This window comes from Methylobacterium brachiatum, from assembly GCF_020523825.1.
Classification (GTDB): domain Bacteria; phylum Pseudomonadota; class Alphaproteobacteria; order Rhizobiales; family Beijerinckiaceae; genus Methylobacterium; species Methylobacterium brachiatum.
In genome coordinates this window covers 77,817-91,192 of record NZ_JAJALK010000018.1, presented here as the reverse complement: position 1 = coordinate 91,192, position 13,376 = coordinate 77,817, and the positions used below count along the sequence as shown (strand labels likewise).

At 70.6% G+C, this 13,376-nt stretch carries 10 protein-coding genes and 1 pseudogene; 7 read left to right on the top strand and 4 right to left on the bottom strand.

Going from position 1 to position 13,376, the window contains the following annotated elements; translation table 11 throughout:
• Both LGR69_RS27100 and LGR69_RS27095 read left to right on the top strand, forming a co-directional pair.
• Nucleotides 1-139, top strand: a pseudogene (locus LGR69_RS27100) (polysaccharide biosynthesis/export family protein); the annotation flags it as partial.
• Nucleotides 140-292: 153 nt separating this feature from the next.
• Entirely contained in the window at nucleotides 293-1,429 is a 1,137-nt protein-coding gene (locus LGR69_RS27095; RefSeq protein WP_007566519.1) for a branched-chain amino acid ABC transporter substrate-binding protein, read from the top strand.
• 32 nt (nucleotides 1,430-1,461) lie between these two features.
• Here the strand turns inward: LGR69_RS27095 and LGR69_RS27090 are convergent, their stop codons facing one another.
• Nucleotides 1,462-2,046 (bottom strand): tyrosine phosphatase family protein, encoded by a 585-nt coding sequence (locus tag LGR69_RS27090; protein WP_230367989.1) that lies wholly within the window; start codon nucleotides 2,044-2,046, stop codon nucleotides 1,462-1,464.
• Between the two features lie 141 nt (nucleotides 2,047-2,187).
• Here LGR69_RS27090 and LGR69_RS27085 point away from each other — a divergent pair, with 141 nt between their 5' ends.
• Together LGR69_RS27085 and LGR69_RS27080 are read left to right on the top strand one after the other, a co-directional pair.
• Nucleotides 2,188-3,315 (top strand): TRAP transporter substrate-binding protein, encoded by a 1,128-nt coding sequence (locus LGR69_RS27085; protein WP_370881412.1) that lies wholly within the window; start codon nucleotides 2,188-2,190, stop codon nucleotides 3,313-3,315.
• A gap of 35 nt (nucleotides 3,316-3,350) precedes the next feature.
• Nucleotides 3,351-4,763 carry a phosphatase PAP2 family protein gene (locus LGR69_RS27080; protein ID WP_230367988.1) on the top strand — a complete coding sequence of 471 codons (1,413 nt, stop codon included), beginning with the start codon at nucleotides 3,351-3,353 and terminating at the stop codon, nucleotides 4,761-4,763.
• 267 nt (nucleotides 4,764-5,030) lie between these two features.
• On the opposite strand, the gene LGR69_RS27075 is transcribed toward LGR69_RS27080, so the two are convergent.
• Both LGR69_RS27075 and LGR69_RS27070 read right to left on the bottom strand, forming a co-directional pair.
• Entirely contained in the window at nucleotides 5,031-6,011 is a 981-nt protein-coding gene (locus LGR69_RS27075) for an NAD(P)H-binding protein (RefSeq protein ID WP_230367987.1), read from the bottom strand.
• Nucleotides 6,008-7,126 carry an NHL repeat-containing protein gene (locus LGR69_RS27070; protein ID WP_230367986.1) on the bottom strand — a complete coding sequence of 373 codons (1,119 nt, stop codon included), beginning with the start codon at nucleotides 7,124-7,126 and terminating at the stop codon, nucleotides 6,008-6,010. The genes LGR69_RS27075 and LGR69_RS27070 overlap by 4 nt, the downstream gene beginning before the upstream one ends.
• A 529-nt stretch (nucleotides 7,127-7,655) precedes the next feature.
• On the opposite strand from LGR69_RS27070, the gene LGR69_RS27065 reads away from it, so the two are divergent.
• Together LGR69_RS27065 and LGR69_RS27060 are read left to right on the top strand one after the other, a co-directional pair.
• Nucleotides 7,656-9,044: a deoxyribodipyrimidine photo-lyase gene (locus tag LGR69_RS27065; protein WP_091865377.1), complete on the top strand. Its 1,389-nt coding sequence runs from the start codon at nucleotides 7,656-7,658 to the stop codon at nucleotides 9,042-9,044.
• Nucleotides 9,045-9,305: 261 nt separating this feature from the next.
• Nucleotides 9,306-10,688: a chloride channel protein gene (locus LGR69_RS27060; RefSeq protein WP_007566529.1), complete on the top strand. Its 1,383-nt coding sequence runs from the start codon at nucleotides 9,306-9,308 to the stop codon at nucleotides 10,686-10,688.
• Nucleotides 10,689-10,739: 51 nt separating this feature from the next.
• Here LGR69_RS27060 and LGR69_RS27055 read toward each other — a convergent pair whose 3' ends face one another.
• Nucleotides 10,740-12,791 (bottom strand): methyl-accepting chemotaxis protein, encoded by a 2,052-nt coding sequence (locus LGR69_RS27055; protein WP_370881413.1) that lies wholly within the window; start codon nucleotides 12,789-12,791, stop codon nucleotides 10,740-10,742.
• A 402-nt stretch (nucleotides 12,792-13,193) separates the two neighbouring features.
• Between LGR69_RS27055 and LGR69_RS27050 the strand changes: the two genes are divergently transcribed.
• On the top strand, nucleotides 13,194-13,373 hold the full coding sequence (locus LGR69_RS27050) for a DUF1328 domain-containing protein (RefSeq protein WP_007566531.1): 180 nt from the start codon (nucleotides 13,194-13,196) through the stop codon (nucleotides 13,371-13,373).
• Nucleotides 13,374-13,376: the final 3 nt, after the last annotated feature.

Here is a 13,376-nt window from a genome sequence, read left to right as displayed (position 1 = left end):
GGCGTTCCGCATGCGCAACCGCGACCTCGTCTACGTCTCCAACGCGCCCTTCACCGAAGTCTCGAAGGTGCTGTCCGTCTTCACCTCCGTGACCGGGCCGGTCTCCTCGGTGGCGACCGCGTACTACTACGCGAAGTAAGGGCGGGACGACTTCCCCAACGGCGGCGGAAAACAATCGCGTTTCGCCGCGGCCTCGCGTATGGGCTTTGCGTGCGGTGCGGGAGCGCGTGTACGGAGCCGCATCCCGCCCTCGTCGGTGGCTGCCTCGCGCAAGGATGCCTAGAAGAGCCCGATGAAGATCGGACGCGTCGTCTCCGCCCGCGGGCTGTTCCGGCCCCCGCTATTTTCCCTGAGCCTGTGTCTCGCGCTCCTGTCGGCCGGGCCGGCTTCGGCCGATGTCGTGGTCGGCGTCGCGGTTCCGCGCTCGGGCCCCTACGTCGCCGTGGGCGAGCAGGTGCTGCGCGGCGTCGAGGCCGCGGCCCGGGACGCCAACGCCATGGGCGGCCTCGATGGCCAGCCCGTGACCCTCGACGTGCAGGACGATGCCTGCGACTCGAACACCGCCACCGCGGTCGCCAACCACTTTGTGCGCGCCAAGGTCCGCCTCGTCGTCGGGCATGTCTGCTCGAACGCCTCGATCGCGGCCTCCGACATCTACGCGCAGAACGGCGTGGTGATGATCAGCGCCGCCTCGGTCTCGGCGCGGTTGACTGACCGGGGGCTGCAGAACGTCTTCCGCGTCTGCGGCCGTGACGACGACCAGGCCCGGCTCTCGGCCGCCGTGCTCGCCGAGCGGTTCCGCGACCGCAAGATCGCGCTGATCCAGGACCCGACCCCGGCCTCCCGGACGCTGGCGGCGGCCACCAAGGACAACCTCAACCGGATCGGCATCAACGAGACCTTGTCCCTGTCGTTCGCGCCGAGCGACGCCGACGATGCCGCCCTGGTGGACCGGCTCAAGGGCGCGGGGATCGAGGTTGTGTATTACGGCGGCGACGCCACCGAGATGGGCCGCCTGGTGAAGGTCGCGGCCGATCGCGGCTACCGCCCGCAATGGTTCGGCACCTCGGCGATCGCGACGCCGGACTTCGCCAAGGTCGCGGGCTCGGCCAGCAACGGCGTGCTGATGACCTTCTACCTCGATCCGAGCCGCCAGCCCGCCGCCGCCGCCGTCGTTAAGGCGTTCAAGGCCGAGGGCGGCGACCCCACCGGCTCGACGATCTACGGCTATGCCGCCCTGCAGGCCCTGGTCGCGGCCGGCAACTTCGCCCATTCCGCCGAGCCGAAGCCGATCGCCCAGGCGCTCCATACGGAGCGGTTCGACCTCGTACTCGGCACGGTGGGGTTCGATTCCAAGGGCGACGTCACCGCCCAGGGCTACGTGCTCTACGTCTGGAAGGACGGCAGCTTCACGCCCGCCGGCAAGTGAGCGCTCGGTTCTGACGCGCACCCGACGGCGCCCTAACCCCGCTCGGCGGCATCGACCTCGGCGCCGCGCCCCAGCCCGCGCAGCAGCTCGGCGAGATGCGGCCGCACCCGCAATTGGAGCGCGTGGAGCTGGCGGACCGCCTCGCTGAGGCGGCCCTCGCGGCCGAGCATGGCGTCCGCGAAGCCGATCATCCGGGCGTTGGGCCAAGCCGGCTCGCGCACGGCGTGGAGGCGCGCGACCAGGGCGTCGGGGGATGTCTCCGGCTCGGCCTGGGCGAACAGCATCAGCAGCGCCGCCGTGGAGCGCGACAGGCCGTAATGGCAATGGACCAGGAGATGACCGGCGCCGTCGAGATCGCGCCCGAAGGCCAGGATCGCCGCGACGTGCTCGGGCTCGGGCGGGACGAGGCCGTCACCCGGGCCGAGACAATCGTGGAAGTGCAGGGTCGTGCGGGCATGGGCGCCGTAGGTGCCGAAGGCCTCCGGCTCGGGCGTGCCGGGATCGAGCAGGGACAGGACGTGCGTCACCCCGCTCCCGCCATGGCCCGCCAACTCCTCGAGGCCGCAGACGGTGTGCAGGGTGAGGTCGGGGAGGGGCGCTTCGGGCTCGGATCGCATGGCCGGGCGCCTAACACGGGCGATCGGCGGTTTCGAGGCGCCATGGCGCCACGGCGGCGCCATCCGGAGACGCTTTCGAGAATGGGCGCGGACGTGCTACCTGCGCGCCGGCCGGATTGGACACGCTCAGACGAGATGCCGTTGGACGAGCCTCATACTGCGCCCCCACGCGCTGCCGGACCGCGCCGCCGCGCGGTGCTGACCGCCGGCCTCGGCGCGGCGATCACCGCGCCGTTGGCCGCGCCCGCCCGAGCCCAGGGCGCCCCGGAGCTGCGCTGGCGCCTGTCCTCGGCCTACGCCAAGAACCTCGATATCCTGTTCGGCGCCCCCGAGGCCCTGAGCCGGATCGTCGCCGAGGCCACCGACGGCCGCTTCCAGATCCAGGTGCTCGGCCCCGGCGAGCCGGTCCCGGCCGAGACCCTGCTCGACGCCGTGTCGGCCGGCACCGTCGAGATGGGCCACGGCCCGGCGACCCTCGGCCAAGCCAAGGACCCGACCTTCGCGCTGGCCACCGCGATCCCGTTCGGGCTCAATGCGCGGGGTGCCGCCGCCTGGTGGCAGGCCGGCGGCGCGGCGGAGCTGTTCAGCGAGGTCTTCGCCAAATCCGGGCTGGTCTGCCTGCCCGGGGGCAATACCGGCGCGCAGATGGGCGGCTGGTTCCGGCGCGAGATCAAGAGCGTCGCCGACCTCCAGGGTCTCAAGTTCCGCATCGGCGGCATGGGCGGGCAGGTGCTCGCCAAGTTCGGCGTCCAGCCGCAGGCGACGCCCGGACCCGAGATCTACCAGGCGCTGGAATCGAAGAAGCTCGACGCCGCCGAGTGGATCGGCCCCTACGACGACGAGCGGCTCGGCCTGCAGAAGGTGGCGCCGGTCTACCATTACCCGGGCTTCTGGGAGGGCGGCGCCATGCTGCACTTCTGGTTCAACGCCGAGAAGTGGAAGGCGCTGCCGAAGGCCTACCAGGCGATCCTGCGCGCGGCGGCCGCCGAGGTCGGGGCCGAGGTCCAGGCCAAGTACGATGCGCGCAACCCGCAGGCCCTGCGCCGGCTGGTCGCCGGCGGCGCCCAGCTGCGGCCGTTCCCGCAGGACGTGATGGAGGGCGCGCTCAAGAACGCCAACGACGTCTATGCCGAGATCGCCGCCAAGAACGCCGATTTCCGCCGGGTCTACGAGGCGATGCGCACCTTCCGGAACGAGGAATATCTCTGGTTCCAGGTGGCAGAATACACCTACGATAACTTCATGATTCGGGCCCGGGCACGGGGCTGACGCGACGGCTCGAACGAACCCCGCGGAGGGACGGCATGATCGGGACGCTGAGACTCGGCCTGGCACTGCTCGGGACGGCGCTGCCGCTCCAGGCGCTCGCGCAATCGCCCGCCAACCTCACCGCGCTGCGCGGCCTGGCCCCGGTGGCCCGGCTGCAGGGAAGCCCGGCGGGCAAGGCGGCGCTCGACGCCAACCTGCGGGTGACCGGCGATATCCAGACCGGCGCCCTCAAGCAGCCGACCTTGCTGCCCTTTCCCGAGCAGCAGCAGCTGGCGCTGCGGGACTGCTTCATCACCGACGGCAACGCCACCGGACTCGCCGACGGCCTCGGCACGGCCCTCGCCACCGCCTATCAAGGCCGGGCGCGCTACAGCGACTACAAGACCTTCACCAGCGTCGCGCCGACGGTGGCCGACCTGATCGGCTATACCAACAACGTCACCAAGTCGGATTCGAATTCGGGCAAGTACTTCTTCGGCAACGCCACCACCAACGGCAAGCAGGCAATCTCGGCCGAGGCCAGCGCGCTCCTCACCGACGGCACCGTCACCGACGTGTTCGGCAAGGCCTATGGTCGGCCGGCGGGCAGCCCCGGGGCCGACCGGTTCGGCAATTCACGCCCGTTCCAGACCCTGCCGCATCTCCAGGCCTACCGGGGCGCCGATTATTTCGGCGAGGCCTCCCACTCCCTCGACTGGCTGCGCGGCCCGAAGCAGGATCTCGTCGACAGCCCGTCCTATCCCAGCGGCCACACGACCTACGGCTACACCGAGTCGCTGATCCTCGCCCTGCTGGTGCCGGAGCGCTACCAGCAGATGGTCGCCCGCGCCGCCGAGTACGGCAACGACCGGATCATCGTCGGGGCGCATTACGCCATGGACGTGATCGGCGGGCGCGCGACCTCGCTCCACGCGGTGGCGCATCTGCTCGCCAACGATCCGGCCTATGTCGGCCAGATCCGGAAGAACCCGGCGGTGATCGACGCGAACGCGACCGATGCGGACAAGCGCGTCGGCGTGACCGATTACCGGGCGCTCCTGAAGGAGGCCCGCGCGGCTATGACCGACGCGCTCAAGGCCGGCTGCGGCGACACGGTGGTGGCTTGCGCCGCGCAGGATACCGGCCGGTTCAAGGACCCGGCCGCCAACGCGGCCTTCTACGAGGCGACCCAGACCTACGGGTTGCCTGTCGTGCACGACGCCACCGCCAACGCCCGGGAGGATGTCGGCAAGATCGCCCCGGAGGCCGGCCACCTGCTGACCGCGGCCTTCCCGGCGCTCACGCTTGAGGAGGCCAACGCCATCCTGACCGAGACGCAGGGCCCGGGCGGCGGCTTCCTGGACGACGGCTCGGAATTCGGGGTGTATTCCCGGATCAACCTCTACGCGGCGGCCGGGAAGGCCGCGGCGCTGGCGGCGAGCCGGGCGGGGGCGAGCGCCGCGCGCTGACGGGCGCGATGCTCGCGAGCCCCTCTGAGGGCCTGCTTGACGTCGCGCTCTTGGCCGGTGGACGGTTCCGAGTGACGGCACTCCCAATCACCCCCTCATCCTGAGGTGCCGGGCGATCGCAGATCGCTTGGCCTCGAAGGAGCCCTCCAGAGCTCGCTGAGCCATCTGGCGCGCTCCTTCGAGGCCCGCTGGTGCGGGCACCTCAGGATGAGGTCGAGACCGGGAAAACGGGGCAGGCACGGTCTTCGGCGCCTGTTGTCCGTGCTGTCAGAACACCGCGTGGTCGCCACGCTCGGCGACGGCCTCGCCCCGGACGACCCGGGCGTAGTAGGCGAACAGCGTGTCAGAGCCCGTCGAGGGCGTGGCGCCGGCATCGTAGCGGCCCGTCGCCGGATCCAGCACGAGCATCGATTCCGTGGCGTAGTAGCGCCCGATGCGGGCGAGCTCGGCCTTGGCGGCCAGGGCAGGGACCCACCGCCCGAGCGTGCCCAGGACGGCGATGATCGCGTCCAGCAGCGCTACCGGTACGTGCCGGAAGCGCGGCGCGCGCCCCAGCAGGGCGAACAGGTGCTCGCCCTGCGCCTTCGGGGTGATCGCCTCACCCGGGCCCCCGATCGGGAGCACGCGATTGCGCCGGTCCGCGTCGTCGATGCAGTCGGCGAGGTAGCCGCCCAGGTCGTCGTCGCTGATCGGCTTGCAGGCGGTCAGCATCCCGTCGCCGAAGACCAGGAACGGCTTGCCGCGCCGCACGCGGTCGATCTGCCCCGAGAGTGATTTGAAGAACGCGGTCGGCCGCACGATCGTGTAGGCGAGGCCCGATTCCATCAGAACCCGCTCGAAGGCCAGCTTGGCGTGCTGGAAGGCGAGGACCGGCTTCTGGACGCAGATCGCCGAGAGCAGGATGACCTGCGTGACGCCGGCCGCCCTGGCGGCCTCCAGCGCGTTCACCTGCGCTCGGTAATCGATCGCCCAGGCGTCGTCGGGCAAGCCGGTGCGCGAGGCGAGACACGAGACCAGGACGTCGAACGGCTCGCCGCGGATGCCGTCGCGCGCGAGCGCGGCCGGATCGGTCACGTCCGCGACCCGCGCGGTGACGCCCGCAGGGAACGGGGCGGGCCGCCGCACGAGGCAGACGACCGCGTGACCGCGCGCCGCCAGCGCCCGCACCGTCGCCCGGCCGATCGTCCCGGTGCCGCCCAGGACGAGGACGCGCCGGGGTGCCGTGCCGTCCGGCCGATCCGCCGTCACGGCACCCGCTTGCGCAGCACGAAAGTCCCCACCGCCAAAAACTTCTGCGCCCGCTTGCCGGTGTCGACCTCGGTGGTGAACACGTTGCCCTTGGAATCGACCGCGAGATTGTGGACCCAGTGAAACTGGCCCGCCATGCGGCCGTTGCGGCCGAAGGCGCCCACCGTCGCGCCGGTGGCGCGGTCGAGGGTGCGGACCTCGTTGTTGGCCCCGTCGGCGTTGAGCAGGTAGGTCTCGTCGGCATCCGGCCAGAGGGCCAGCTCCCAGACCGAGCCGTTGGCCCGGGTGTCCTTCTCGACGACGAACTCCTTCACGAAGCTGCCGTCCTTCTGGAACACCTGGATCCGGTTGTTGGTGCGGTCGCAGACATAGACCAGCCCGTCATGGGCGATGCGCACGCAATGGACCGGGTTGGCGAATTGCTGGCGCGGGGCGGCGGCCGGATCGTAGGGGCCGAGCTTGTCGTCGGTGGGCGGCTTGCCGTAGGCGCCCCACATCCGCTTGAACGCCCCGCTGTCCCGGTCGAACACGATGATGCGGTGGTTGTAGTAGCCGTCCGCCACGTAGACCTCGTTGGCCGCCCTGTCGAAATCGACATTGGCGGGCTTGCCGAGGCGGCTGGTGTCGCGGCTGTCGGTCTGCGGGCCGGACTTGCCGATCTGCAGGACGAACTTGCCGTCGGGCGTGAACTTCAGGAGCTGGCCGTCCTGGTCGCCGTTGCCGGCGATCCAGACGAAGCCCTTCTCGTCGATCTGGATGCCGTGCTCGTTGGTGGGCCAGTCGTAGCCCTCGCCGGGGCCGCCCCAGCTGCGCAGCAGCGTGCCGTCCTGGGCGAATTCGAGCACCGGCGGCGCGGGCTTGCAGCACTTGCTGCGCGGCGGATCGAGGCTCGCGGCCTTCTCGTCGTCGGTGAGCGTGCGCGGCCGCTGGACCACCCAGACATGGTCCTGCGCGTCCACCGCGACGCCCGCGGCCTGGCCCAGGATCCAGTCGTTCGGCAGCGGCTTCGGCCAGGCCGGATCGACCTGGAAGCGCGGCGCATCCGCGGCCGTTGCGGGCCCCGCCAGGGCGAGCAGGCAGGCGAGCGCCGGCAGCGCGCGCGAAAACATCCTCATGGCGTATCCTCCGGCGCCTGTCCCGGCGCTCACCGCGAGCATGACGCGCCGCGCGGTCCGGGACCAGCGCTCCGGCCGCGCTTCGGTGACAGAGGCGGGCGGACAAGAAAAAAGGCCACCCCCGAAGGAGCGGCCCGAAGTCTAGGGAGGAAACGCCCAAGAAGGGCAGCGGGATCGCGACGCCATCGCCATCCCGCGCTGCACAATCTGCGCGCATCGCGAAAAATTACAAGGGCGTTCGGACAGAAAGGCTGTCCTTTTATACGGCTCAGGACGGATCACGAACCGGCTGTGTCGAAAATGTCGCAGCCGTTTCGGGGTGCCGGACAACAGATCTGATGCGCGATCGGCCGACAAAACCGGACGTAAACCTTTGAGAAACCCTGGTTTCGCTGCGCCGTGTCGGTTGCCGGCTGATGATTTCACTGCGGCATTTCACGACGGCCGGCTGGACGGACGAATTCGTCGCCCGCTCTAGGTTTCCGGCCAAGTCTCTTGTGATCCAAGTGAAGAAAGCGTGCGTGCGAATATGGCGATCCAGGGCGAGCGGATCCGGGTTCTGAACGATGTCGAGCCGCGGGCGGACGGGCGTTACGTTCTGTATCTCCTTCAGCAGGCCAACCGCGCCCGGTTCAACCCGGCCCTCGAATTCGCCATCGAGGAGGCGAACCGGCTCGACCTGCCGGTGATCGCCTGCTTCGGGCTGCTCGACGGTGCCAGCGGCTTCCCCGAGGCCAATGCCCGCCACTACGCCTTCCTGCTCCAGGGTCTCGCGGATGCGAAGGCCGGTCTGGAGAAGCGCGGCGTCGGATTCGTGATGCGCAAATGCGCGCCCGCCAAGATCGCCATCGACCTGGCCGAGGAGGCGGCGCTGCTGGTGCTCGACCGGGGCTACCTCGCCATCCAGAAGGGCTGGTACCGGGAGATCGCGAAGGCGGTGAAGACCCGGATCGTCCAGGTCGAGGGCGACGTGGTCGTGCCGGTGGAGACCGCCTCGAACAAGCACGAATTCGCCGCCCGGACGCTCCGGCCGAAGCTGAACCGGCTCTGGGACCCGTTCATCGCCGACCTGAAGCCCCGCAAGCTCAAGCATGCCGCGACGGACGTGACGCCCGAGGGCGAGATCGACGTCTCCGATCCGGAGGCGGTGCTCGCCGGGATGAGCCTCGACCGGGTGGTCGGGCCGGTGAAGCGCTTCACCGGCGGCGAGACCGAGGCGCGCAAGCGCCTGAAGGCGTTCCTGGCGGACGGGTTCGCGGGCTATGGCGCCGGCCGCAACATGCCCGAGGCGGCCGCCGCCTCCCACATGAGCCCGTTCCTGCATTTCGGCCAGATCTCGCCGGTGGAGATCGCCCTGGCGGTGCGGGAGGCCAAGGTCGGGGACGACGACGACCGCGGCGCCTACCTGGAGGAGCTGATCGTCCGGCGCGAGCTCGCCATGAACCACGTCTTCTACACGGAGGGCTACGACGATTACGACAAGGCGGTGCCGGACTGGGCGCGCAAGACGTTGGCCGAGCAGGCCGAGGACGCGCGCCCGACCCTCTATTCGGAGGCCCAGCTCGCGGCCGGCGAGACCCACGACCATTATTGGAACGCCGCGATGCGGGAGATGCGCGAGACCGGCTACATGCACAACCAGCTGCGGATGTACTGGGGCAAGAAGATCCTGGAATGGTCGCCCTCGCCCGAGGAGGGCTTCGCCCGGACGCTGCGGCTGAACAACCGCTACTTCCTGGACGGGCGCGACCCGAACTCCTTCACCAACGTCGCCTGGGTCTACGGCCTGCACGACCGCCCCTGGCAGCGCCGCCCGATCTTCGGCACCGTCCGCTACCAGAGCGAGAACTCGCTGAAGAAGTTCGACGCGAAGGGCTATGTAAAGGCGGTGGAGCGGCTCTGTGCGGCGGAGGGGTGAGCGGCCTGTTCGGACCCAGCCTGCTCCCACCAGACCCCCTCATCCTGAGGTGCGGCCGCGCAGCGGGCGCCTCGAAGGAGGGCTCCAGTTGCCCGCGCGATCGCTGGAGGGCTCCTTCGAGGGCTGCGCTGCGCTCCGCCGCCTCAGGATGAGGGGGTGACTTGGAGATCCGCCATGCGGATGGGTCTTCTGGGTGATGCCCCATTCCCCGCGCGCCACGCTATACCGCATGCTCCGGCTTTGCGGACGAAGTAGCCTGTCATGACCGAGATGCGGGACGCACCGACGACGATCGAGCCCGCGGGCTCGGGGCCGAGACGCTCCCGCTACCGCCGCTCGATCACCCGCCTGCGCTCGGCCTCGCTCGAAGCCTATCCGCTGTGGCGGGGGCGGTTGCTGTTCCTGGCCGGCGGCATCTGCGTCGGGTTGGCCGCGGTGCTGATGGCCAAGGGCGCCGACCTGGCGCAGGAGGGGTTCCGGCGGTTGACCGCGCCGTCGCCGCTGATCGCCCTGGTGCTCACGCCGGCGGGCTTCGCGCTGGCCGCGCTGCTGGCCCGGACGGTGTTCCCGAACTCGCAGGGGTCCGGCATCCCGCAGGTGATCGCGGCCCGGCACGCCCGCGATGAACGGTTCCGGTTCTCGCTGATCTCGCCACGCGTGGCCTGCGGCAAGGTGCTGGTCCTGTTCCTCGGCCTGCTGTGCGGCGCCTCGGCCGGGCGCGAAGGGCCGACCGTGCAGGTCGGCGCGGCGATCATGGCCGCCTTCGGCCGCCTGACGCCCGACCGCCTGCCGGGGCTGCTCCTCGCGGGCGGGGCGGCCGGGGTCGCGGCGGCGTTCAACACCCCGCTCGCCGGCATCGTGTTCGGCATCGAGGAATTGGGCCGGGCCTATGAGGCACGCTCGTCCGGGCTGATCGTCGCCGGGATCGTGGCTGCCGGCCTCACCTCCCTCTGGCTGCTCGGCAACTACACCTATTTCGGCACCAGCCAGGCGGAGCTGCCGCTGGCCGCCGGCTGGATCGTGCCGCTGCTCGCCGCCCTGGGCGGCTTCGCCGGCGGGGTGTTCAGCCGCCTGGTAATCCTGTTCGCCCGGGGCCTGCCGGGGGCCGCCGGCCGCCTGATCCGGGCGCGGCCGGTGGTGTTCGCGGCAGCCTGCGGCCTGTGCGTGGCCCTGTGCGGGCTGGCCTCCCAGGGCACCGCCTACGGCACCGGCTACGAGGAGGCGCGGGCGATCCTGCACGGCGACGCCACGACCAGCTGGACCTACGCGCCGCTGAAATTCGCCGCCACGGTGCTCAGCTCGGTCAGCGGCATTCCGGGCGGCCTGTTCGCCCCGTCGCTGGCGGTGGGCGCCGGGATCGGCGGGACGGTGCACGGCTTGCTGCCGGACATGCCGGTGGGCGCCCTCGTGCTGATCGGGATGGTCGCCTACCTCACCGGCGTGCTCCAGGCGCCGATCACCAGCTTCGTGATCGTCACCGAGATGACCCAGAACCACACGATGATGATCCCGCTGATGGTCGCGGCTTTGATCGCCGACGCGGCCTCGAAGGCGGTCTGCCGCGGCGGGCTCTACCACACGCTCGCCGAGCTGATGCTGGCGCGGGCCGACGTCCCGGCCCAGCCGGTGACGAAGACCGCCTGAGCCTTGCGAAACGCGGGCCCCGCCCTGCGGCGGAGCCCGGTTCGTGCGGGTCTACGCGGCCCGCACGGTCGCCAGGAAGTGCCGGACCTCCGCCGTGAGGTGCTCCGACTGGCGCGACAGCTCGGAGGCCGAGGTCAGCACCTGGGCGGCCGCCGCGCCGGTCTCCTCGGCGGCGCCGGCGACGCCCGCGATGTTGCTGGTCACCTCGCCGGTGCCCATCGCGGCCTGCCCGACATTGCGCACGATCTCCTGCGTCGCCGCCCCCTGCTGCTCCACCGCCGCGGCGATCGAGGCCGCCACGGTGCTGATCTCGCGGATGCGGCCGCTGATGCCGCCGATCGCCGAGACCGCCTGGCCGGTCGCCGCCTGGACCTGCCCGATCTGCCGGCCGATCTCCTCGGTCGCCTTCGCGGTCTGGTCGGCGAGCGCCTTGACCTCGCTCGCCACGACCGCGAAGCCCCGGCCCGCCTCGCCGGCCCGGGCCGCCTCGATGGTGGCGTTGAGGGCCAGCAGGTTGGTCTGCGAGGCGATGCTCTGGATCATCGCCACCACGTCGCCGATCCGGGCGACCGTGCTGCTCAGCTCCTGCACCATCGCGGCGGTCTGGTCCGCGTCGCTGACGGCGGCGCGGGCGAGATGCGACGAGCCGTCGACCTGACGGCCGATCTCCTGGACGGAGGAGCCCAGCTCCTCGGCGGCGGCCGCGACCGTGTTGACGTTGCTGGCCGCCTCCTCGGCGGCCGCGGCCACCGTCGTCGATTGGCTGGCCGTCTCGGTCGCGGTGGCGGTCATGGTCTGGGCGGTCGCCTGCAGCTCGGTGGCCGAGGACGAGACCATGCCGACGATCCCGCCGACCGCCTGCTCGAAGGCGTCGGCCATCTGGCGCATGGCCGTGCGCCGCTGCTCCTCCGCGGAAGCCCGGGCCAGGGCCGTCTCCTCCTCCAGGATCCTGGTGCGGACCAGGTTGTCCTTGAACACCTGCACGGCGCCGGCCATCGCGCCGAGCTCGTCCCGGCGCGCGGTGCCCGGCACGGACACGGCGAGATCCCCCTCGGCGAGGCGCCGCATCGCGCCCGCGAGACCCAGGAGGCCGCGAACGACGCGAACCTGCATGATCAGGATCGCGGCCGCCGCCAGGCCGCCCGCGAAGACGATGACCGCGAGGGCCGAGACGAAGTCGCGGTTCGCGGCGGCCGACGCGGAGGTCGCACGGGCCACCGCAGAGTCGATCACGGCCATGGCGACGTCGACGATCGCCTTCTGGCCGGCGACGACGCCTTCATCCCAGGTGCTGACCGGGAAGGGCATCGGGCGCCCCTCGGAGACCGCCGCGAGGGCGGCCTTGCGCATCTCGCCCACGGGCCCGGCATAGTAGAGCTGGTCCGCCCGGTCGTAGGCCTCCTTCACCGAGGCGTCGAAGCCGTTGACCCGGATCATCCGCCCGACGAGCTGCCAGGCCGTCCGGTTCTGGGCGTCGGCGCTGTTGAGCTGCCCCCAATCGGCCGGGCTGGCGGCGCGGTCGGCGGCCAGGATCTGGCTCACGACCAGGGCGGCGCGTCCGTCGGTGGTGCGCGCGAGCCACGTCGTCGCCCTTGCGTCGATGAGGCTGCCATAGGCCGGATCGAGGGCCTGGATCGCGCGCTCGGTCGCGTCGGAGGCGGCCTCGAGCGCGGCGAGCAGGCGGTTGCCGAGCTCGTCCATGCGCTTGCGCAGGGCCGGGTCGCGGCTCGCCGCCGGCTGGTCGAAGGCCGCATCCAGGGCCCGGCGCAGCTGCCGCCACTCGCCCACGAGGGCATCGAGCTCGGTGCGCTTCGTTTGCAGGGCCGGGTCCGCCACGCTGCTCAGCTGTCCGAGCGCGATGTCGGCCGCCGCGTTGAACGGGGCGCGGGCATCGAGCGAGAGCTGGCGATGCGCCCGGTTGGTGTCGGGCTCCTTGACCAGGGCGGTCAGCCCGTAACCGCGCTCGATCCGCACTTGGGTAAGGCTCGCGAACAAGTTGCGATCAATGACCATGAAGGCGGTCACCTGATCAGCTGTATCCATTCGCGACTTGCTTTTGAGGATTTGTATTCCCGCCAGGCCGATCGCGAGGAGACCAAGCATCGCGACGAGAGAAATAACTACAGTTCGGATCGAAAGCGCACGCACCACCAGTACCCCTGCCTAATCGCCGGGACGATGTGTCCGAAACATATTCCGAACGGTTAATTCGCTACCGTCGAACGCTTCGCGTGCGGAACAATGATCTTCATCTGTAGTCGTGGCGCCACGTGCGCGTCGGGCTGCGCAGGTTCATCGACTGGGCATCTCACCTGCAAGTCGAGATTCTGATGGGCAGCCGCGGCGCAGGTCTTCGGCGCGCAGGCCACTCAATCGCTCGGCGGAACGCCGCCGTTAAGAATAAAAGGCTGTTGGAACCGCGCGGCCGCGGAACGGTCTCGCTTGCAGCCGGTTGAGCATGCGATTGTTGTTCGCCCGTGCCGCGGGCGCTTCCGGAGTGACGCGATGACCTTGCTGAAATGGGCCCTCATCTGCTTCGTGATCTCGCTGATCGCGGGCGGCCTCGGCTTCACCGGCATCGCCTCGGGCGCGGGCTCGCTGGCCCGCATCCTGTTCGGCCTGTTCCTGCTGGTCGCCATCGTGATCGTGGTCATCGCCTTCGCGGTCGGTCAGGCGGTCTTCTGAGCC

What these genes read in the sequence shown, in the direction of transcription:
- LGR69_RS27095 (WP_007566519.1), top strand. Translation starts at nt 293, where the DNA reads ATGAAGATCGGACGCGTCGTCTCCGCCCGCGGGCTGTTCCGGCCCCCG.
- LGR69_RS27090 (WP_230367989.1), bottom strand. Translation starts at nt 2,046, where the DNA reads ATGCGATCCGAGCCCGAAGCGCCCCTCCCCGACCTCACCCTGCACACC.
- LGR69_RS27080 (WP_230367988.1), top strand. Translation starts at nt 3,351, where the DNA reads ATGATCGGGACGCTGAGACTCGGCCTGGCACTGCTCGGGACGGCGCTG.
- LGR69_RS27070 (WP_230367986.1), bottom strand. Translation starts at nt 7,126, where the DNA reads ATGAGGATGTTTTCGCGCGCGCTGCCGGCGCTCGCCTGCCTGCTCGCC.
- LGR69_RS27065 (WP_091865377.1), top strand. Translation starts at nt 7,656, where the DNA reads ATGGCGATCCAGGGCGAGCGGATCCGGGTTCTGAACGATGTCGAGCCG.
- LGR69_RS27060 (WP_007566529.1), top strand. Translation starts at nt 9,306, where the DNA reads ATGACCGAGATGCGGGACGCACCGACGACGATCGAGCCCGCGGGCTCG.
- LGR69_RS27055 (WP_370881413.1), bottom strand. Translation starts at nt 12,791, where the DNA reads ATGCTTGGTCTCCTCGCGATCGGCCTGGCGGGAATACAAATCCTCAAA.
- LGR69_RS27050 (WP_007566531.1), top strand. Translation starts at nt 13,194, where the DNA reads ATGACCTTGCTGAAATGGGCCCTCATCTGCTTCGTGATCTCGCTGATC.